Below are 21659 nucleotides of genomic sequence, written 5' to 3' on the forward strand. Positions count from 1 at the left end.
GTAATGAAGATGAAGAAATTATATATACTGGCAATTTTATCAATTGCCTTTGCTGCATGCTCAAAGGTCGAAGACGGACCACTGGAAAGAATCACAGAAGACTATGCCTTCGATTCAAAAGACCCAAGAGGTGTAAATGCAGAACAATTTTTAAATGATGTTTATAGGACGCTGCCTGATGGTTTTAACCGCATTGATGGCGATTTCTTAGATGCCGCAACGGATGACGCCATCCCTTCGCAGGTGGGTACTGAAATAGAAAGATTTACCAAAGGACTCCTCAGCACCTCCAATAACCCTGATGATGCCTGGAGTAAAAATTACGAGGGTATAAGGAAGGTAAACCTTTTTCTCCAGAAAATAGATATCGTACCGATAGATGTCAACCTTAAAGCCACACGAAAAGCAGAAGCACGTTTTTTAAGGGCCATGTTCTATTTTGAACTGCTAAAGCGCTACGGAGGCATTCCGTTAGTGGGAGACGAAGTGTTAAGCGCTGTCAACCAACAGAATTTTAAACGTAATTCCTTTGAAGAGAGTATCAATTATATTGTAAACGAATGCAATGCCCTTGAAACCCTGGTGATGACAGATCCTTTGTCTGCTTCTGACTATGGAAGAGTCTCAAAAGGTGTGGTGTTATCCTTGAAAGCCAGAACTTTGTTATATGCCGCCAGCCCCCTTTATAATGGTGGCAACGTTGGCGCTTCCGCGGAGCAGAAACAATTACAAGGTTATGCTGCCTTTGATAAAGAACGCTGGAACAAAGCTGCCCTGGCTGCTAAGGTAGTGATGGACATGAAACCACTGTTCACTTTACTGACTGCTGCTAATTATGCCAAAAATGATGTATTCCTGTTAAGAAGAAATACGGAGGTCATATTCGCCTATTTAACCGCAAACCATAAAGATCTTGAAACAAGCAATGGCCCTGTAGGCTATGGCTATCCGAATCTGGCAAATGGAAACACCAATCCGACTCAAAACCTGGTAGATGCTTTCCCCGGTGCTAACGGACGCCCGATTACCGAGACCGCTTCTTTGTATAATCCACAAAACCCTTATACAAACCGCGATCCACGTTTGAAAAATACAGTCTTATATAACGGATCACAATGGCTCAGCCGTCCGTTGGAAACATTTGAAGGAGGCCTTGATAAACCAGGCAAAACAACAAGACAAACCAGGACCGGTTATTACCTGCGTAAATTTCTTGGTAATGCCGAAACCCTGACACAATACGGCAACAGTCCGCATAACTTTCCCATTTTCCGCTACAGCGATATGATGCTGAGTTATGCAGAAGCAATGAATGAGTACCTGGATGCACCAAATACTTCAGTTTACCAGGTATTGTATGACCTGAGGTTAAGGGCAGGTATAGCCAGGGGCACAGTCACTGGTTATGCCCATGGCCTGAAAACCGTGATGACCAAAGCAGAGATGCAGCAAGCCATCCGCAATGAACGCCGTATAGAACTTGCCTTTGAAGAGCATCGTTTTTGGGACCTGAGACGCTGGAAAATTGCGCATAGCACCCTGAATAAATCACTGGAAGGCATAAAAATTACTAAAAATGCTAATGGCGAACTCACTTATGCCAGAGAAAATGTGGCAACTATTGGTTTCACAGATCCAAAGATGTATTTCTATCCAATTCCAAATACGGAGATTTTAAAGAATACGAATCTCGTTCAGAACACTGGCTGGTAATAATAAAATTCAATTAAAGCTTATGATAGCTTCATCACAAATAAAAAACACTATAATCAGATGAAAAATTATTTAATCACTATATGTTTTTTCTTACTCTACAACATCTCCTGGGCACAACAGAAAGCCGTAACCGGGGTGGTGAGAGATAAGGAAGGTACACTCGTTGGCGTGTCTGTTTACGAAAAAGGCATGCCTTCTAATGGAACAGTTACAAATGCTGAGGGACAGTATAACCTCACCCTTAAAGGCAACACCGGTATAATTGTCTACACCTATGTAGGCTTTTTGACAAAAGAAGTAAATGTTGCCGGCCGCAGCGTTTCCAATGTAACCTTAGAAGTTGATGCAAAGGGACTGGAAGAAATTATTGTGGTAGGTTACGGAACCCAAAAGAAATTAACGAATACGGGTGCTGTGAGTTCAATTACTGGAGATGATATCAGACAATCTCCCTCCGCAAGTCTGCAGAACACCCTGATCGGGCGTGTTCCCGGCGTCATTACGCAACAGCAGTCTGGGCAGCCAGGTGGCGATGGTGCTAAGATTTTGATCCGTGGATTAAGCACAACCAATGGAAATGGAGCACCAATGGTTATTGTGGACGACCTGGAATATGCCGGTAATATCTCTGACATTGACCCGGACCAGATAGAAAGTTTCACGGTTTTGAAAGATGCATCCACTACTGCCGTTTACGGTATCAAAGGTGCCAATGGGGTAATTGTCATTACCACTAAAAGAGGAAAGATAGGCAAACCTCAAATTACCATCCGTTCGGAAAACAGTGTTTTGGTACCCAACTATATGCCTAAATACCTGGATGGCTATGAATCGGCTTTATTAGTGAACCAGATTATTGACAGCGATCTGGCCAATGGCTTAGCGGCTACAGATATTAGCTGGAGCAGATTCTCTGACGAGACGCTTAATGCTTTTAAAAATAAATCTGATAAATATAGATACCCAAATGTAGACTGGTCAGACGAGTTGCTCAAAGATTTTAGTTTCCAGTCCAGGAATAACATCAATGTTCAAGGAGGTCTGGACAAGGCAAAATATTTCATCTCTGCTGGCTACTTGTTTCAGGATGGTCTGATCAAAGACTTCTCAAAGAACGCTGGCATGAATAATAATTATAATTACAAGCGCTATAATTTCAGGTCAAATCTTGATATACAACCAACCAAGTCCCTTCTTTTAAACCTGGATTTATCTGGTAATTTCTCGGAACAAAACGCACCGGAAAGTGGTGGCCGTGGAGGTTATAATAACGTATTTAATGAAATAAGTCAGATTTCGGAACTTTCACCGTGGAAATATCCAATTTATAACCCTGATGGTTCTTATGGTATTTCTATCGGAAACACCTTTAACAATATTGCGGGCCGTTTAGCCCATTATGGCTATGAACGTGAGTTCAGAAACGATTTGACGGCCAACTTCCGGGCGACCCAAAAACTGGATTTTATTGCCCAAGGCTTTTCAGTAAGAGGGGTCATCGGTTATAATAACTATGGCGGTTTTACCAGAAACCTGACCAGAGGTCCGGGTAATGATTTCCCATCTTATTATTATGACCCGGAAACAGAAATTTACACGCCATTTAATTCAAATGTCTTGCGTAATGCCCTGCCTAACCTTAGCAATTCTAATCTTGCGGGAACACGCAAAATTAACTGGCAGGTATCAGCCAATTACGACCGTACATTCGGTAATCACCATATCTACGGTTTGGCCTTGTACAACTTTCAAAATGATATCGCCGGGTCAAATGTACCCAAGGTATTTGAAGGATATACTTTCAGGACCGGATATGATTACAAGAGTAAATACCTTTTAGAGCTTAATGCAGGTTATAATGGAACCAGTGCCTTTTCAAAAGCAGACCGCTACTCGCTGTTTCCTGCGGTATCTGCAGGATGGAACATTTCCGAGGAACCCTTTTTTAAAGACAACATCAAGTTTATCGACCTTTTTAAGATCAGGGGTTCCTTTGGTTTAACCGGAAGCGATGACATAGGCTCAGGCAATGATTACATCTACCTATCACAATATGACCGGTCGGGAACAGGAACAGGACGCGACACCTACAATTATAATTTAGGCGATACCCCGGGTGCAACCATCGTAGGCATACGTGAAGGAAGTGTGGAGAGTTTTGCTTCCTGGGAAAAAGAAGAACAATTAAATCTAGGCCTTGAATTGAGAATGTTCAAGGGTGCCCTGAGTATTGAAGCAGATGTATTTAGCAGGTATCGTTATGATATCTTGCAGTCGAGGCAAAGTGTGCCTTGGTATGCCGGATTTTATTCTGTTGACCTGAGTAGCTTCAACATCAACTCTTCTCTCCCTAAAGCAAATATCGGTCGGGTAAAAAATAAGGGGTTTGAAACCAGAATCACCTATAATGGTAAAGTGCAGGAACTGAGCTTCAATATCAGCGGTAACATTTCCGTATCGAAAAACAAGGTCCTGGAAATGGACGAGCCAACAAAAGAGTATACCTGGCAAATATTAACCAACCAGCCAATCGGCAGCAGCCTTGGTTATGATTTTCTTGGCTACTATACCGCAGAAGATATCACCAACCCTGAGGTGGCCAAACCTGCTAGTTTTCCAACCACCACCTTTGCCGGAGATTTAAAATACCGTGATGTATTTCCTGATGGTGTCATCGATGATAAAGACAAGATCGTGATGCCTTACACGAACCTTCCAACAACAATTCTGGGTTTAACCTTTGGCTTTAAATACAAAAGCATCAACTTTAGTGTCACTGCCCAAAGCGGGTTAAATTTTGCGCTGAGCGGTTATGGACAAGCCATTACGCCATTGATCAATAACTTCAGGGAAATCCACCAGCAAGCATGGACACCTGAAAATGCCGAAAACCCAAGTTTCCCAAGGTTAACTTCCCTGGGAAACCTAAGCTCTATGAGTACTGCAGGAAATGTGTCGACCTACTGGTTCAGAAAAAGTGACTATCTGCGGATCAAGACAGCCGAGTTTGGTTATTCACTTCCAAAAACCTGGGTAAACAAGATCGGTTTAAATTCTGCCCGCATGTATGTAAATGGCTATAACCTCTTTACCTGGAGCCTTGCAGAAAAGAACATCTATGACATTGACCCTGAAACATTCTCGGGCAACGATGGAAGGAGCTTTTACCCGCAGCAGAAGATCTATAATCTGGGATTACAATTGGCATTATAGGGTACAAAATAATGTGTAGGATTTTAAAATGTTTAACCAATAATAGCATGAAGAATTTATTTAAAGGAATATTAGCCATTGTAATATTCTCGCAGGTGTACGCCTGCAAAAAGGGTGATGTATTAGACGCTAAACCGAATACAGACTTAAATCAGGAAACTGTCTTTGCGGATAGTACCAGAACGAGTGATTTTTTATTCGGCATATACTCCCTGCTTAGCCGCGAATACTCTGTTGAAAAGTGGTATGATATATCCATGAGCATGTCGGATGCAACTGATGAAGCCAACCACCGTCTGGGTGATTTAAAACAGCCCAATGGTGTAATTATTACTGGAACACTGAGTCCTGGTAACGGTACAGGGAACCACCCTTACCGCACGACTTACATTGATGCCTACTTAAAAATCAGGCAGGCGAATGTGTTTCTGGCGAATGTAGACAAGTCACCCTTTTCTGAATCTCTAAAGAAAACAACAAAGGCCGAAGCCCGGTTTTTGCGTGCATGGTATTATCACCTGCTGGTTAAAAACTGGGGAGGCATAGTTTTACTGGGAGATGAGTTGTTAGGGCCAAATGATGTTTTCGAGAAGCCAAGAGCATCTTACGAAGAAGCTGTTGATTACATTGTTAGCGAATTAGATGCCATTGAGGCGGATTTAATCCCTTCACAAAACGGACAGAATTATGGTCGTATCACCAGTGTTGCCGTACGTGCCTTAAAATCGAGGGTATTGTTGTATGCCGCCAGTCCTTTAACCAACGGTGGTAATATCGGGAAAACCCCTGCCCAGAGACTGGTTACAGGGTATGAAAGTTACAGTGAACAAAGATGGAAGGATGCTGCTGATGCAGCAAAATCGGCCTTAGACCTTGCGGATGCCAATGCTTATGGTTTAGTGGTAAACCACGTGCTTGGAAACGGTACACCTGCACCTGGCTATGGATTTGCACAGCAGTTCTTATTGCGAAGAAATCAGGAGTCTATTTTACAGGGTATGCATGTCAGGGGAGGTAATAAAAGACTGGAAGGCCGTTATTTGCCAACTTCAACCGGAACTGCAACAGTACAGTCTGTACCTACCCACAACCTGGTTAAAGCATTTGGAACTATCAATGGCAAGGCTACCAGTGGAGATGCGGACTGGAACGCTGCCAAGCCTTATGAAAAGAGAGACCCAAGGTTGCATTACACTGTGATCAGGAACGGTAGCCTTTGGAGAAAAACCAGCGCCAGCACACAATCACCTATTTACACTTATGTAGGTGCCGGCAGTGACAGCTACACTGGAGACCCTAACACTGGTTACTGGTATACAGGATATTACAACAGGAAGTTCATGGACTCTACGGTAAATACGGGTTCAGGAAGTTTTCAACGCGTTTGGCACCTGATCCGATATGCGGAGTTGGTAATGAATTATGCGGAAGCCAGCAATGAAAGTGGAAACATCACTGTTACTTACAACCAGTTAAAGCGGCTGAGAGCAAGAGCAGGCATCAGGGCTGGAGCTGATGGCAACTATGGAATAAAGCCTAATATGAGTAAGGAAGAAATGAGGGACCTCATTTTAAATGAGCGCCAGGTGGAGTTTGCTTTCGAAGGACATCGTTATTATGATGTACGCCGTACTAAAACAGCTATGGATAACCAGAATGCGACTATGTTGGCAATGAAAATTACTAAATCTACCACTGGCGCTGTAAAGCCTACGGATACCTATAAGTATGAGGAAGTACCGATAGCAGGCAGAACAATTACCCATGTTTTCTTTGAACAAAATTATTGGTTCCCTTTCCATCAAACAGAGATGAATACGAACCCAATGCTGGTACAGAATCCTGGTTACTAAATCAACCAGGATTAAAAAGTATATGAAGCCTGAGGCTGTATCAATTGAATTCGATACAGCCTCTTGTTATTTACGGCCTTTTTATGATCTTTTGGCGCTACTTTATTACCTCATTACTCCCTTTAATCATTACCGGAAGCAGTTCTTTTGGCGCGTCGTTTTTCCCTTTCCGCCCTACGTTTTTCCCGTGCTTTTTTCATTTGCTCAAATTTGGAGATATGCATTTTAAGCTCTGCCTCCTTTTCAGGGGTCACGCCAACGCTATAACGTATACCCTGGAACAGTGATTTCCAGATGAAGTTAAAAAAAGATCGGGTCGGTTTCCGTTCATAATCAATTCTGGCAGCAGTAAAGACTCCTTCAAGGTCAGGATTTGAAGGATTGATGACCATGTTATTGGCAAGAAAAGATAAAAGCCCCTGCCTGCTGTACCATGGCTTTCCCGCTTCCTTTTTTAAAACGGCAACGGACAGGTCATGGTAACGGAATTCCATTTCACCGATGGCCCTTTTGTCATTGGCTTTTATGTTAAAGCTTAACTTTTTTACCATCCCGTTTCTGATGTGAAGCATGGCCAAGGGCTTGACGATGCTATTCAGCGCTGCTCCATTTAAGCCGTGCAAAACACCGGAATAAGAAAAAGCGCCATCAGCTGCTGTCAGGTTAAAGTTGAATCGTGTATGCAGCTTGCCTTGTCCCATCATCAGCGTGTTCAAGTTAGCCTCCATAAATGGATTGGCCTTTATCTCCCGGGCCGCGTTAGTGATATTGCTGACCGTTCCAGAGGTTTTCTCAAAAGTGATCCTTCCTTTTTGCCGGCTCTCCCGATCATACTCTGAATAACTGATATCGATATTCTTCAATGCCAGCTTTTTAATGGTAATTTTAGTCTGTAGCTGTTGCAGCAGCTGGTGAGGATAGTGGCCGGTTTTGTCTACTTCCTTTCCCGGCAATTCATTGTTATTAAATACATCCAGCTTGCCATCCATGATATTCATTTCCCGGGCGTAAAGCTCTTGCTTTTTAAAATACAACGGAAAGTCGATCCCTTTAAGATTTACGTGGTTAAATTCAATATTGAATCGGTCCTTCGAATAGCCCAGCGCCCTGGAAAACTCCATTTCACGGTACCGAGGCACCAGGGCAAGTTTTTTAATGTCAAGCGTACCTGTTGATCCGACAAAGTTCAATTCCTTCGCTTTAACATGGTAGAGACTGTCGGCCGTAGCATAAGAATAATCACTCAGCTGCATGGTTACTTCTTTCAGTAAATAAAACCGACTCGTGTCATTCGAAGATTGGGGATCGATCAGCCAGTCTTTTAGTGTCAGGTTTAGATTTTTAAGTGAATCGATAACTGGCTTAGAGTGGTTATTGTCGATATATTTAAAACTGATATTTCTGAAATGGATACTGTCCACCCGTAATTCCTTCAGGTACCTGGAAATATAATCATAAGTCGACCGATCAGGCCGCGGGGGTTTATTTTCGTTAAATTCATGCTGTTTATAAACCAGCGTTATATCGGGATGAAGAATTTCGATCTGATCAATATTAAGCTTCTTTTCGCGGAATACTTTCAGGGGATGCACATTGCGAATGGAAAGCTTCCTTAATCGAATGGAATAAACATTATTGGGCGCCTTTTTAGATAAGATCATTGCATTGAGCACAGTCGTATCCGGCAAGAACTTCACATTCGCTAAATTGGCGTCACCGGTGAGGCAATTGACGCTAAGGCTCGAGAATTCAATGGTATATAGGTTTTCTGTAGCTTCTTTTACCAGTTCTTTGAGGTGCCTAGCCAAGACCGGCTTGACCCAGATGTTCATATACAGTGAAACTGAGCCTACGACAAGCAGAAAGCACGCTGCTATGATGAGCAACCACTTAACTATCTGGTGACCTTGAAGTAGTTTTTTAAGCATAGGCTGCAACAATACCGTAACAAGATACATTATTAATGTTAAAGATCTACTTGTCTTTTACGATCGCTCCTTGGGCTGCTTTCTCTAAAGCCTTCTCGGCTTCTTTTTGTTTTCGCTTTTTGATACGCGCTTCTTTTCTTTCTTTCCGTTTTTCCTGTCGGTCGAGCTTTTTTTCAGCGACTTTTTCAAACGCTTTTTCCGGACTTTTTACAGGAACCATTCCTATGCCAATCGTTTCACGGATTCCCACAAAAACACTTTTCCATAACAAGTTAAAAAATGAGGCTGCAGGTGTTCTTTCGAACTTTACCTTAGCCACCCTTGGTTCCTGCCCTTCCGCAGGATTTGAACTTTCAATGATGATGGTATTGGCAAGAAAGGACAAAAACCCTTTCTCCTTTGCGGGCTCACCATCCTCACCCTCCTTAAGGAGGGTGACTTTGAGGTCATCGTAATGAAAACGAAGCGTTCCGCTGGAGCCTTTTAAATTTCCATTGATATTGAAATCAGCCTTTCTCACCCGGCCTTCTTCAATTTTAACCAGTCCCAGCGAACGTGACAACGGATTTAAAGCGGTCATGTCCATCGGTCCGATTTGACCGCTATAACTGAAAGCTCCATCATTTGCGGTAAGGTTGAAATCCAAGCGGACATTTATGGTCGCCGCTTCAATAATCCTTGCACTTAAATTGGCAATAGCATGGTTATTTTTCACCAGCATAGCGGAGTCATTGGTAACATTGAGAATTTCACCTTTTAAATGATGAAGATCCACGGTCCCCCTTTTCTGCGTGATTGGGTTATACTCAGTATAAGCAACATGGATATCGTTAATATTTAAGGTATCGAGGTGAAGTGGCAAGGGCAGTCTTTTTAGTGCAAGGTGAGGGTAGTTTTTCCCTTTATCAAATGCCGGTGGTGGAAGCTCCCTGTTCATGAAGATTCCGGCTTTACCGGGGCCAAGCGTGAGTGACTGTGCATGCAGGCTACCATCATGATTCAATTTAACGAAGTCGATTCCACGGAAAGCTAGTTCTTGAAAATGAAGGTCATAACGGTCCTTTTGAGTTTTATATTTTCTGGTGAAAGCCAGGTCTTTATGCGCGGGAATCAGCTGTAAGTCACTAATGAACAGCGTTTTGTTTTTTGCCGATCCGGTAATGGTATCCGCTTTAAGGGTATACATCCGGTCTTTAGTAAGTGACCGAAAGCCAATCAGCTCGAAGGCAATCTCCTTGGCATAGTAAACCCGGCTATGATCTTCATGTGAAGTAGCGTCTAAAAGAAAGTCCTGAACTTCAACATTTAAAAGCTGTACTGTATTTTGCTTTCTTCCAATAGCCGCATTGATATAGTCCAACTCTGCATTTACAATGTTTAATTTGCCTACATGGATGGATTTTAAAGATTTTGAAATTTCATGAAAAAGAGTTCTTTCATCAACGAGGGTATCGGGTCTTTTTTCTACCTTTTGATAGATGATCCTCAGCTCAGGTTTATTCAGGATAATGGCATCAATTTCCAGTTTTTTCTTAAAATAGGCAGTGAGTATCCCTGCTCCGCTCACTTTTAATTGCTTTAATTTTAAATCCAGTAAGTGAGCTGGTGCAAGATTGTTTTTTCTTAAATTCCGATAAACAGCAGTGTCGGCCAGCAGTGTTACACTATCCAGGGAAGCAGTGCCGGTCAGCAGGTTAAGGTGGATATCTTTGAAATCAATTTTATAAAGGTGATAAGACCCATAGTAAATCCCTGACTTAATTTTTTCTGTGAGCAGCGGTTTCCATCTTAAGCTGAAGTACAATGCAGCGCTCCCTAAGACGATGACCAAAGCCAGAAAAATACCAGCAAGCCATTTCCAAACGTATTTTGTACCTTTTTTTAATTGAATCATACCATTTGTTTGTAAAATACAACATACAATTTCTCTGCCACTTTGTCATTTACAAATATATTTGCGTATTTTTGAGGTTCTTTAAAATAGCAATTATATATGATTGATTTACAGCTAACAGACAAGACACATGATGAAGGGCGCCAGGGTGAAGCTTTAATTTTAGATTCGCCCGTGAAGGGAACTGGCAAGAAGCTTTATATCGAAAGTTATGGTTGCCAGATGAATTTTGCGGATAGCGAAATCGTTGCCTCTATTTTAAAGGATGATGGTTTTGAAACCACAGCTGATTTTAAAGAAGCAGATGTGGTGTTTATCAATACCTGCTCCATCCGGGAGAACGCCGAACAGCGCGTCAGAAACCGGTTGTCGCAATTCAGTGCTGAAAAGCGCCGTAACCCTAAATTGATTATCGGCGTTCTGGGCTGCATGGCCGAGCGTTTGAAATCAAAGTTTCTGGAAGAAGAAAAACTGGTTGACGTAGTTGTTGGACCAGATGCTTACCGGGACCTCCCTAACCTCATCAACCAGGTTGAAGATGGCAGTAAGGCCATCAACGTACTTTTGTCTAGAGAAGAAACTTATGCAGATATTAGTCCGGTTCGCTTAAACGGAAATGGCATTACGGCCTTTATTTCCATTATGCGTGGCTGCGATAACATGTGTTCTTTCTGCGTGGTACCGTTTACCCGTGGACGCGAGCGCAGCCGGGACCCTTATTCTATTTTAGCCGAAGCACAGGATTTGTTCAGCAGAGGATATAAGGAAGTGACTTTACTGGGCCAGAATGTAGATTCTTACAAATGGAAAAGCCCTGATACTGATGAAAATGCACCCATTGAAGTTAACTTTGCCCAGTTACTGGAAAAAGTGGCTTTAGTTAGTCCGGAGTTAAGAATTCGTTTTTCAACTTCTCATCCTAAGGATATTACCGACGAGGTTTTATACACCATCGCGAAATACGACAATATTTGCAATTATATCCATCTTCCGGTACAGTCGGGAAGTTCAAGAGTGCTGGAACTGATGAACCGTACCTATAGCCGGGAGTGGTATATCAACCGGATTGAAGCTGTAAGGCGGATTATTCCAGGCTGTGCCATTTCTTCTGATATCATTGCCGGATTTTGTTCTGAAACTGAAGAAGAACACCAGGAAACTTTAAGTATGATGGATTATGTGGGTTATGATTTCGCCTTTACATTCAGTTATTCAGAAAGACCAGGTACCCTTGCGGCCAGGAAACTGCCAGACGATATCCCTGAAACGGTAAAAAAACGCCGTTTGAGTGAGATTTTAGTAAAACAGCAGGAATGGTCATTGCGCAGGCTGGAACAGAATGTAGGCAAGACGGTAAGAATTTTAGTCGAAGGCGTTTCAAAAAAATCAGATAAAGATTATTGTGGCAGAAATGACCAGAACGCTATGGTTGTGTTCCCGGCAACGGAAAACATTAAACCTGGTCAGTATGTAAATGTATTAATTGAACGTTGTACATCAGCTACTTTATTAGGAAGGATAGCAGATTAATTATGGATATACAAGACATTAAAAACCGCTTTGGGATTATTGGGAGTTCTCCTTTATTAAATAGGGCCATAGATACTGCGCGACAAGTTGCGCCTACCGATATGTCTGTTTTGATCACAGGAGAAAGTGGTAGTGGTAAAGAAGTCTTTTCTCATATTATACACCAGATGAGCACCCGTAAACACGGTGCATTTATAGCTGTAAACTGCGGGGCGATTCCTGAAGGCACTATTGACTCTGAACTATTCGGGCATGAAAAAGGCTCTTTTACTGGGGCTCATGAGGCTCGAAAGGGTTATTTTGAGGTTGCCAATGGCGGTACCATCTTTTTAGATGAGGTGGCAGAACTGCCTTTGGGTACCCAGGCACGTTTGTTAAGGGTTTTGGAAAGCGGTGAATACTTAAGGGTGGGTTCTTCCAAAGTTCAAAAAACGGACGTAAGGATTATTGCCGCTACAAATGTGGATGTTTATAACAGGGTAAAATCGGGAAAGTTTAGGGAGGATCTTTATTACCGCTTAAATACAGTTCCACTAAGAATACCTCCTCTGCATGAACGCAAGGAGGATATTTACCTTTTATTCAGAAAATTCTCTGCTGATTTCAGCGATAAATACCGCAGCCCGGGCATCATATTGGAACCTGATGCCATACAAATGCTTAGCAATTACAGCTGGCCGGGAAATGTAAGGCAACTTAAAAATATTGCCGAACAAATTTGCGTTCTTGAAAAAGAACGGAATGTGACCGCCCAGGCTTTGATGAATTATATCCCCAATGAGAGTTCATCAAACTTACCGATGGTGAGTGGTCAAAAGAATAAAGAAGACTTTACAGAGCGTGATATTCTTTATAAGGTACTTTTCGACATGAAAAAGGACATGATGGAATTGAAAAAGCTCGTGGCAGAAATTATTCAGAGTGGAGGCAACACATCACATGTTATAGCTGATAACCACCACTATATAAATCAGTTATACCAGGATGCTGACTTAACCTCTAACAATGAACCTACACTAACGATTAATAAGCCGACTTCTAACCATCCTTCAGAATATAATTACGCGCATGATGCGGAAGAGGTTGAAGAGTCATTATCTCTGGTGGACAAAGAGTCTGACCTGATTAAAAAGGCGCTAAAAAAACACAAAGGCAAACGTAAATTTGCTGCACAGGAACTGGGAATTTCTGAACGTACGTTATATAGGAAAATTAAAGAACTGAGTTTAAATTAATGCTGTTTATGGTGATTAAACCATCATGAGCAAACATTCACAAATACAAATGAAAATATTATCAATCGTATTGCTGGTGATCATGGTCACCTTTAATTCTTGTTCCATTAAACTTAGTGGTGAATCCATACCTCTTGAAATGAAGACCATTTCGGTGGAATTTTTCGAGAACAATGCCCAGCTGGTGGTTCCTTATTTAAGTCAGCAGTTTACTGAGGATTTAAAAAACCGTATCCGCTCGCAAACCAGGTTAAGTTTGACTCAGAATGAATCTGATGCAGTTATTGAAGGCCGGATTACAAATTACGACATCAGACCGGTATCATTAACAGATAATGAGCAGCTTACTGCAGGAACAAGCAGGCTTACCATTACCATAAGTGCCAAATACACCAATAACCTGGATCCTAAACAAAGCTTTGAAGAGAGCTTCACCAGGTATAAAGATTTTGCGCTGAACGGCCAAAGTTTGCAGGCTCTTGAACCACAATTGATTAAAGATATTAACGTCATGCTGACAGAAGATATTTTTAACAGGGCTTTTGCACAGTGGTAAACAAAGTGAATATCAATCCTTAACTTAGCAACGTGGAGCTGGAGAAAAATAGACAAAAAAGACTTTCAATATTGCTTGCTGAACCTCATCAGGTGCAACAGCAGGACATTGCATTATTGGAAGAACTTGCCCGGCAATTTCCTTTTTTTGAACCCCTGCATCTTTTACTGGCAAAAGCAAACCCAGAAAAGCCCACGGCCTTAACTGCTGCAGCTTTACATGCAAATGGTGCTTTGCTGCATAAAATCTTGATCCAGAAAGAAGCTTCGGCTGAAATAGATTTTGAGATTGCGGCCTTACCCATTGAAAGCCCATTTACAGAACCTGAATCAGAACCACAACCTCAAGCAGTAATTCAACCTGAGGCAATTGAAGATGCCTTTGTACTGGAAAGCATATCCTCAACAGACTTCTTTGCTTTTGAAGAGAATTTCAGTACGGAAGAGATCAGGGAAGAACATACAAAAAAAGAACCTGAACAACAACAGGTAGCGATACAATTACAGGCGCCGGAAGCGCGTCAGGAGGAACCGGTAACTGTAAGTAATTATGACGATGATACATTGCCCTACACCTTTTTATGGTGGCTTGCCAAGACAAGAAAAGAACACCAGTCGATTTTTCAACCCTATGCAACGGTAAAGAAAAACAAAAGCGGTGAACTGCAGCAACAGTATGTAGAGCACATCTTCCATATTCAAAGTCCGTTTAACGCGGAGGAAGTGATCAATAATACACCACAGAGCCAACACATTGATCCGAAAGAAACGGAAATCATTGATAACTTCCTGAAAAGAGACCCCCAGATCAGTCCGCCGAAACCCGAACAGATCGATAACGAAAATAAAGCCAAGAAGAGTGCAGAAGATCACAATGACCTTGTATCTGAGACACTGGCAAAAATTTATATTGAACAGATGCTTTACCACAAGGCAATAGAGACTTATCAAAAATTAATTTTGAAGTTTCCAGAAAAAAGCCGTTACTTTGCCGACCTTATCCAATCTTTAGAAAAGAAAATTTAACAATATAACATTATGATTTTTTTAATTATTTTATTGATCATCATTTGCGTGGCTCTTGGACTATTTGTGTTGATCCAGAACCCTAAAGGCGGAGGTCTGCAAGCTGGCGCCTCAGGTGGAAGCAACATGTTTGGTGTACAACGCACTGGAGACGTATTAGAAAAAGGTACCTGGGTACTTTTAGCATTAGTGGTAGTCCTTACGTTATCTATATCTACAATAGCTAAAAACGGAAGTACCGGAAGCGGAAGTTCTAAAATTCAGGAACAACTGGATAAAACACCTACGCCTTCACCGATTAACCAGAATCCGGCAAATACACCGCCTCCTGCAAATCCAAAACCGTAGTCATAAACGAAAAATATTTAAGCCCGTTAAGCGATATCCGCTTAACGGGCTTTTTGTTTGCTGACACTCTGACACAAAAGCTGGAGGCATCAAACGTTTAGCTGACAAGGCGGTGTTATTTTGGCAATGAAGGGTGCTTGGCACAAAAACTGATGGTATAGGAGGTAGAAAATAAATTTACATATTTAATTTAAATTAAAATTTAATAATAAGTTATGGCTTTAAACATTAAACCCATTGCAGATAGAGTAGTTGTTGAAGCTGCTCCTGCCGAAGAAAAAACAGCCTCTGGTATTTATATTCCTGATACGGCTAAAGAAAAACCTCAGCAAGGAACAGTAGTAGCGGTAGGTCCGGGTAAATTCGCTGAAGCGACTGGAAACTTAATTCCACTAAGTGTTAAAACTGGCGATCAGGTTCTTTATGGTAAATATGGTGGTACTGAAATTACTTATGAAGGTAAAGAGTATTTAATCATGCGTGAATCTGACCTTTATGCAATTCTTTAATTGTAGGAGATCCAACCTTTTAAACAAAAAATAACTAAAAAAATCTAGAAATGTCAAAACAAGTAAAATATAATGTAGAAGCCCGTGACGCCCTGAAAAGAGGTGTTGATATTTTGGCTAATGCGGTAAAAGTAACTCTAGGTCCAAAAGGACGTAACGTAATTATCGATAAGAAATTCGGTTCACCTTCCATCACTAAAGATGGTGTTACTGTTGCGAAAGAAATCGAATTAAAAGACCCGATCGAAAACATGGGTGCGCAAATGGTTAAGGAAGTTGCTTCTAAAACTGCTGATATTGCAGGTGACGGAACAACAACTGCAACAGTATTGGCACAAGCTATTGTTACTGCTGGTATTAAAAACGTTGCTGCTGGTGCAAATCCAATGGATTTGAAACGCGGTATCGATAAAGCGGTTGCTGCAATTGTACAAAACTTGAAATCTCAGTCGCAAACTGTAGGTGAAGACAATAACAAAATTAAACAAGTTGCCTCTATCTCCGCTAATAACGATGAAGTGATTGGTTCACTGATTGCTGAAGCAATGGGCAAAGTTGGTAAAGATGGTGTAATTACTGTTGAAGAAGCAAAAGGTACAGAAACTGAAGTAAAAACAGTGGAAGGTATGCAATTTGACCGTGGTTATTTATCTCCATACTTTGTAACCAACGCAGATAAGATGGAAGCGGAATTAGAAAATCCTTACATTTTAATCTACGACAAAAAAATCAGCAACATGAAAGAATTGTTGCCGATCCTTGAAAAACAAGTTCAGACTGGTAAACCACTATTGATCATTGCAGAAGATTTAGACGGAGAAGCATTAGCTACTTTAGTAGTTAACAAAATCCGCGGCTCACTGAAAGTTGTTGCTGTTAAAGCCCCAGGTTTCGGTGACCGTAGAAAAGCAATGTTGGAAGACATCGCTATCTTAACTGGTGGTACTGTAATTTCTGAAGAAAGAGGTTATAAATTAGAAAATGCTGACCTTACTTATTTAGGTACTGCTGAGAAAGTTGTTGTTGACAAAGACAATACAACTATTATTAACGGTGCTGGTGAAAGTAACGATATCAAAGCTCGTGTTAACCAGATCAAAGCTCAGATTGAAACAACGACTTCAGACTACGATAAAGAAAAATTACAAGAGCGTTTGGCTAAATTAGCTGGCGGTGTTGCAGTTCTTTACGTTGGTGCAGCGTCTGAAGTGGAAATGAAAGAGAAAAAAGACCGTGTTGATGATGCTCTACATGCAACTCGCGCAGCGGTTGAAGAAGGTATCGTTGCAGGTGGTGGTGTTGCTTTCATCCGTGCAATTGAAGCTTTAGAGGGCATGAAAGGTGCTAACGAAGATGAAACTACAGGTATCGCTATCGTGAAACGTGCTATTGAAGAGCCATTACGTCAGATCTGTGAAAACGCAGGTATTGAAGGTTCTATCGTAGTTCAGAAAGTTAAAGAAGGAACTGGTGACTTCGGTTACAATGCACGTACTGATGTTTATGAAAACTTAATTGCTGCTGGTGTTATTGATCCAACTAAAGTTGGTCGTGTAGCATTAGAAAATGCAGCTTCTATCGCAGCGATGTTGTTAACAACGGAATGCGTATTAGCTGATGAGCCTGAAGATAAAAATAATGCTTCAATGCCTCCTATGGGTGGTGGTGGCATGGGTGGAATGATGTAATTCCAACCAATATCATACAGCTTTTTAAAAAGGGCGCCGAATTTTTCGGCGCCCTTTTTGTATGTAAAATTTTGCTATATTAACGCATGAATATGATCGCGATGTTAGACGACAATTACTACATCACCACAAGTGAGGTCAATAAATTTTTACTAACTATTTTACTCTGCGGCCTGATCGGCGCAGAAAGAGAGTTCAGGAGTAAACAGGCTGGCTTGAAAACCCTCATTATGATGGGCTTAGGCGCTACCCTATTTACCATTTTGTCCATTAAAATTGGTGGGGGCAGTATGGATCGTATTGCATCCAATATTGTGACAGGCATAGGTTTCCTGGGTGCCGGCGTCATTTTTAAGGAGGACAACCAGGTAAAGGGACTCACTACAGCCAGCGTCATTTGGATTGTAGCTGCCATAGGAATGGCCGTTGGTGCGGGTTATTATGTACAAGCGATCAGCGTAACAGCGATTGTATTAATTTCTCTTCTTATTTTTCCTTTCGTTGAAGATGCGATGGAAAGACGGTATACAAAAAGAATTTACCGCATTGTAAAAGAGTTTGACAACGAAGACCTCGACAAATACGAAGAATACATCCGCATTTCTAATCTAAAATTCATCCGGGGTAAACAGCAATTGAGGGACGGCAAAATCAGCGGCACCTGGATTGCAGTGGGTCGTCCAGAGCGACATAAAAAATTTGTCGACCGCATGCTGCTTGATGAAAAGATCCTTGCTTTCGACTTTTAAGCAATTTCATCATCATTGATTAACCAGCTCAATTCGCTTGGGTTCAAATAATTTTATAAAGATCTTTCTTTGAACCCAAATGAGAAAACAGGTTGCTGCAAGCACGAAAATCGCCACAGGTAGCCCTTCAGGAGCCAGAAAAGCATGCACGCAGAAAATGTTGACTACAACAGGCAAAATAAGCACTGTAGCAAGCGGCACAAAACGCCCGCTAAGGAAAGCTATCCCGCAAACCAACTCGATTAACTTTACAAGTGGCATAATATAGCCCGAGGCATTTAATCCGTCATTAAAGGTCTTCATGTTTCCTGTCAATTCCGGTTGAGGAACTAATTTCAAGAAATAGGTTACTGATGCGAACATAAAAAGTAAACCCAAGAGTACACGAACAATGATTATGAGAGTTTTCATCGGCATTTGGCCTTTTAGCTGTTGTTAAATTACGAAATAAATTGTAAAACAACATCAATTATAACCGCAACAAATTTCACATTTTAAATCCATCTGGAAAACAGCAAGAGATTTGAAAATCAACGGATCCTGATGTGATCTGGCTGGGGTCAGTAAAACTATTGAATTTTTTATAGCAGCGTTAAAAGGCGTAACTTTGTGAAATGGAGAGGGAACAGATTTCTGTATTTGATATTTTTAAAATCGGAGTAGGACCATCCAGCTCCCATACTTTAGGACCGTGGAGAGCTGCCCAGCAATTCGTCGCTTCACTAATGAAGAACGATCTGTTGCAACAAGTCGAACAGGTAAAAATCCTGCTCTATGGCTCACTGGCAAAAACCGGCAAGGGCCATGGAACAGACATCGCCATCATGTTAGGAATGACCGGCGCCGACCCTGTAACCTTTGATGTAAATTCTATAAACTCTACTATTGAGGGCATCAAACACCAACGCCAGCTTCGCCTTCAGGGAACACATAAGGTACATTTTGAATTTGAGGAAGACCTGATTTTTCTTTTCCAGGAGAGCTTACCTTTCCACCCCAATGCCGTTACTTTCCAGGCGTTTTTAACCAGTGGCAAAGCATTTTCAGAAACCTACTATTCTATTGGTGGTGGCTTTGTAGTAAAGGAAGGTGATAATGGAAGTGAAAAAAAACAGGTAGACCTCCCCTTTCCCATTGAAAAAGCTGCAGATTTATTGCATTGGTGCCTGACCACGGGATTGAAAGTCTCGGAGGTGGTGATGGAAAACGAATCGGCATGGCGCGACGAAGAAGATACCAAAGAAGGCATCCTGCAACATTTCCATGTGATGAAGGACTGTACTTACCGGGGATGCCATACCACGGGCTATTTACCCGGCGGGTTAAACGTAGCACGACGTGCTGCAGCATTAAATAAAAGATTAATTGGTGAACAACCACATAGTGATTACAAAAGCTGGATGATGGCCATTAGAAACGGCGGCCGGAATTTCGATTATATATTGGACTGGGTGAGTTGCTTTGCGCTCGCCGTAAATGAAGAAAACGCTTCCTTCGGAAGGGTAGTTACGGCACCAACCAATGGTGCCGCGGGCGTCATACCTGCCGTTCTGCAATATTACATCGCCTTTTGTGATGGCTACAGTGATGAGAAAATTATTCAGTTCATCGCCTGTGCATCAGAAATCGGAAGTATCTTTAAAAAGGGAGCTACAATTTCTGCAGCAATGGGTGGTTGCCAGGCAGAAATCGGCGTATCATCAGCCATGGCTGCTGCCGCACTGACAGAAGTAATGGGGGGCTCACAGCGACAAGTCATGATGGCGGCAGAGATTGCCATGGAACATCATTTAGGTTTAACCTGCGATCCGATAGGTGGCCTGGTGCAGGTTCCATGTATTGAGCGCAACACCATGGGTGCTATCAAAGCCATCACGGCCAGTCAGCTCGCTCTCCAAAGTAACCCTGACAAGGCAAAAGTAAGCTTAGATGCGGTGGTCAATACGATGTGGGAAACGGCATTAGATATGAATTCGAAATATAAAGAAACCTCTGACGGTGGATTGGCGACCAACATTCCACTGAGCTTGCCAGAATGTTAACTAAACGATCGTCATGCCAAACAGCGCCGCAATATGCCCTCTTAATTTAAGTTTGACATCATCGATCGGTAATTCATAGCCCAGCTCCGTTTGCATCGAAGCAACATCCTTATCGTCGATGCCACAAGGAACGATGTTTTTAAAATAATTAAGGTCAGTATTCACATTAAAGGCAAAGCCATGCATGGTAACCCAGCGGCTGCACCTTACGCCCATGGCACATATTTTCCGTGCTTTGTCATTATCAGGATCCAGCCATACGCCAGTATAACCCGGATAACGGCCAGAGGCAATGCCGTAATCTTTAAGGGTGAGTATAACCGCTTCTTCCAGTGTACGCAAGTACAAATGGATGTCCGTAAAAAAGTTATCAAGGTCAAGGATAGGATAACCTACAATTTGACCGGGCCCATGGTAAGTGATATCACCACCGCGGTTAATTTTATAATAAGTAGCGTGTTTTTCTTCAAGGCCCTTTTCATCCAGAAGCAGGTTTTCGGGCACACCACTTTTACCTAAGGTATACACATGCGGATGTTCGCAAAAAACCAGGGTATTAGGCGTAATAAGGGAGGTATTATTAGTGCGGTTTTCAGTTTTAACCGCTACCGTTGCATTAAAAATCCCTTCCTGTTTATCCCAGGCCTGCTGATAATCAATCAGGCCCCAATCCACATACTTCACGTCTTTATTCATGCTCATCAATTTTAAGCCATCACATAAGCCAACATATAACCATCGTCAGTCTTAAAGTAACTAGCCTGCAATGGCTGTTTACGGTCGGGCAAGCTCACAACAGCATCCACGTCGCCAGCCTCTTTCAAATCAAAAGCCTTCACAAACATGTCTTTTTTGAGCTCGAGCCCTTTCCTGCCATTCCATTTATAGATAGCTTCTTTTACACACCAGCTTACATATAAACCATCCTTACTGGTATCAAGATTTTGTTGTTTCAATTCATCTACAGAAAGAAACTTGTGTTTGATCAGCTGAATTTTATCTTTCATCAGTTCAATATCAACACCTACTTTTTTGTCCTTGCTGATCATCACCGCGGCATAGTCGTACGAATGACTTAAAGAAATCTCATAATCAATATTCACCAGGTAAGGCTTACCATGATCATCCATTCTGCAATCAATATAGTCATCGGTATTGAGCATGGTCCTCAGCAGCAAACGCGTACTGAGCCAGTGCAATAACCGTTTGCCATTATTTAAAGAAGAAAGGAATTCGAGTTCATGTTGTTTTAGTTGCAGACCGGCAATTAATTCTTCCTCAGTTTCTTGTATCTTCCATACAGCCAGTATGGTTTGATCATCAACATTTTTATTATAAACTATTGGCATCTCTATTTTGGAAAATCAAGTAAA

The 21659-nt window shown here is 41.8% G+C and carries 17 protein-coding genes; 12 read left to right on the plus strand and 5 right to left on the minus strand.

Annotated features, from left to right (window positions below):
• The first annotated feature begins 3 nt into the window (after positions 1–3).
• From WG905_RS16515 to WG905_RS16525, 3 genes are read left to right on the plus strand one after another with little or no spacing between them, the layout of a single operon-like run.
• Positions 4–1713: a RagB/SusD family nutrient uptake outer membrane protein gene (locus WG905_RS16515; RefSeq protein ID WP_339592852.1), complete on the plus strand. Its 1710-nt coding sequence runs from the start codon at positions 4–6 to the stop codon at positions 1711–1713.
• A gap of 60 nt (positions 1714–1773) precedes the next feature.
• Positions 1774–4929, plus strand: coding sequence for a SusC/RagA family TonB-linked outer membrane protein (locus WG905_RS16520; RefSeq protein ID WP_339592853.1), 3156 nt, complete (start codon positions 1774–1776; stop codon positions 4927–4929).
• 47 nt (positions 4930–4976) lie between these two features.
• Positions 4977–6782, plus strand: a complete 1806-nt coding sequence (locus WG905_RS16525; protein WP_339592854.1) for a RagB/SusD family nutrient uptake outer membrane protein — start codon at positions 4977–4979, stop codon at positions 6780–6782.
• 122 nt (positions 6783–6904) lie between these two features.
• Here WG905_RS16525 and WG905_RS16530 read toward each other — a convergent pair whose 3' ends face one another.
• Both WG905_RS16530 and WG905_RS16535 read right to left on the minus strand, forming a co-directional pair.
• A complete protein-coding gene (locus WG905_RS16530) occupies positions 6905–8614 on the minus strand; it encodes a hypothetical protein (RefSeq protein ID WP_339592855.1) in 1710 nt (569 codons plus the stop codon).
• Between the two features lie 142 nt (positions 8615–8756).
• Positions 8757–10604, minus strand: coding sequence for an AsmA family protein (locus tag WG905_RS16535; protein ID WP_339592856.1), 1848 nt, complete (start codon positions 10602–10604; stop codon positions 8757–8759).
• Positions 10605–10703: 99 nt separating this feature from the next.
• Between WG905_RS16535 and miaB the strand changes: the two genes are divergently transcribed.
• The 8 genes from miaB (at position 10704) to WG905_RS16575 (ending at position 18244) form a co-directional block, all read left to right on the plus strand.
• A complete protein-coding gene (miaB, locus tag WG905_RS16540; protein ID WP_339592857.1) occupies positions 10704–12134 on the plus strand; it encodes a tRNA (N6-isopentenyl adenosine(37)-C2)-methylthiotransferase MiaB in 1431 nt (476 codons plus the stop codon).
• Between the two features lie 2 nt (positions 12135–12136).
• A complete protein-coding gene (locus WG905_RS16545) occupies positions 12137–13369 on the plus strand; it encodes a sigma 54-interacting transcriptional regulator (RefSeq protein WP_339592858.1) in 1233 nt (410 codons plus the stop codon).
• A 49-nt stretch (positions 13370–13418) separates the two neighbouring features.
• Positions 13419–13925 (plus strand): LptE family protein, encoded by a 507-nt coding sequence (locus WG905_RS16550; protein WP_339592859.1) that lies wholly within the window; start codon positions 13419–13421, stop codon positions 13923–13925.
• A 32-nt stretch (positions 13926–13957) separates the two neighbouring features.
• The gene (locus WG905_RS16555) at positions 13958–14950 is read left to right on the plus strand and encodes a DUF8458 domain-containing protein (RefSeq protein WP_339592860.1); all 993 of its coding nucleotides are present in this window, start codon (positions 13958–13960) and stop codon (positions 14948–14950) included.
• Between the two features lie 12 nt (positions 14951–14962).
• Complete coding sequence (gene secG, locus WG905_RS16560; RefSeq protein ID WP_339592861.1) at positions 14963–15298, plus strand: preprotein translocase subunit SecG; 336 nt, start codon at positions 14963–14965, stop codon at positions 15296–15298.
• A 215-nt stretch (positions 15299–15513) separates the two neighbouring features.
• Complete coding sequence (gene groES / locus WG905_RS16565; RefSeq protein WP_339592862.1) at positions 15514–15807, plus strand: co-chaperone GroES; 294 nt, start codon at positions 15514–15516, stop codon at positions 15805–15807.
• 50 nt (positions 15808–15857) lie between these two features.
• Positions 15858–17495: a chaperonin GroEL gene (groL, locus tag WG905_RS16570; protein WP_339592863.1), complete on the plus strand. Its 1638-nt coding sequence runs from the start codon at positions 15858–15860 to the stop codon at positions 17493–17495.
• A gap of 92 nt (positions 17496–17587) precedes the next feature.
• On the plus strand, positions 17588–18244 hold the full coding sequence (locus WG905_RS16575; protein WP_339592864.1) for an MgtC/SapB family protein: 657 nt from the start codon (positions 17588–17590) through the stop codon (positions 18242–18244).
• Between the two features lie 12 nt (positions 18245–18256).
• Here WG905_RS16575 and WG905_RS16580 read toward each other — a convergent pair whose 3' ends face one another.
• Positions 18257–18655, minus strand: a complete 399-nt coding sequence (locus tag WG905_RS16580) for a DoxX family membrane protein (RefSeq protein ID WP_339592865.1) — start codon at positions 18653–18655, stop codon at positions 18257–18259.
• Positions 18656–18858: 203 nt separating this feature from the next.
• Here WG905_RS16580 and WG905_RS16585 point away from each other — a divergent pair, with 203 nt between their 5' ends.
• Positions 18859–20286, plus strand: coding sequence for an L-serine ammonia-lyase (locus WG905_RS16585; protein ID WP_339592866.1), 1428 nt, complete (start codon positions 18859–18861; stop codon positions 20284–20286).
• On the opposite strand, the gene lipB is transcribed toward WG905_RS16585, so the two are convergent.
• Both lipB and WG905_RS16595 read right to left on the minus strand, forming a co-directional pair.
• Positions 20287–20982, minus strand: a complete 696-nt coding sequence (gene lipB, locus WG905_RS16590) for a lipoyl(octanoyl) transferase LipB (RefSeq protein ID WP_339592867.1) — start codon at positions 20980–20982, stop codon at positions 20287–20289.
• Between the two features lie 11 nt (positions 20983–20993).
• A complete protein-coding gene (locus tag WG905_RS16595; protein WP_339592868.1) occupies positions 20994–21635 on the minus strand; it encodes a 4'-phosphopantetheinyl transferase family protein in 642 nt (213 codons plus the stop codon).
• Positions 21636–21659: the final 24 nt, after the last annotated feature.

This window comes from Pedobacter immunditicola, from assembly GCF_037482985.1.
GTDB lineage: Bacteria > Bacteroidota > Bacteroidia > Sphingobacteriales > Sphingobacteriaceae > Pedobacter > Pedobacter immunditicola.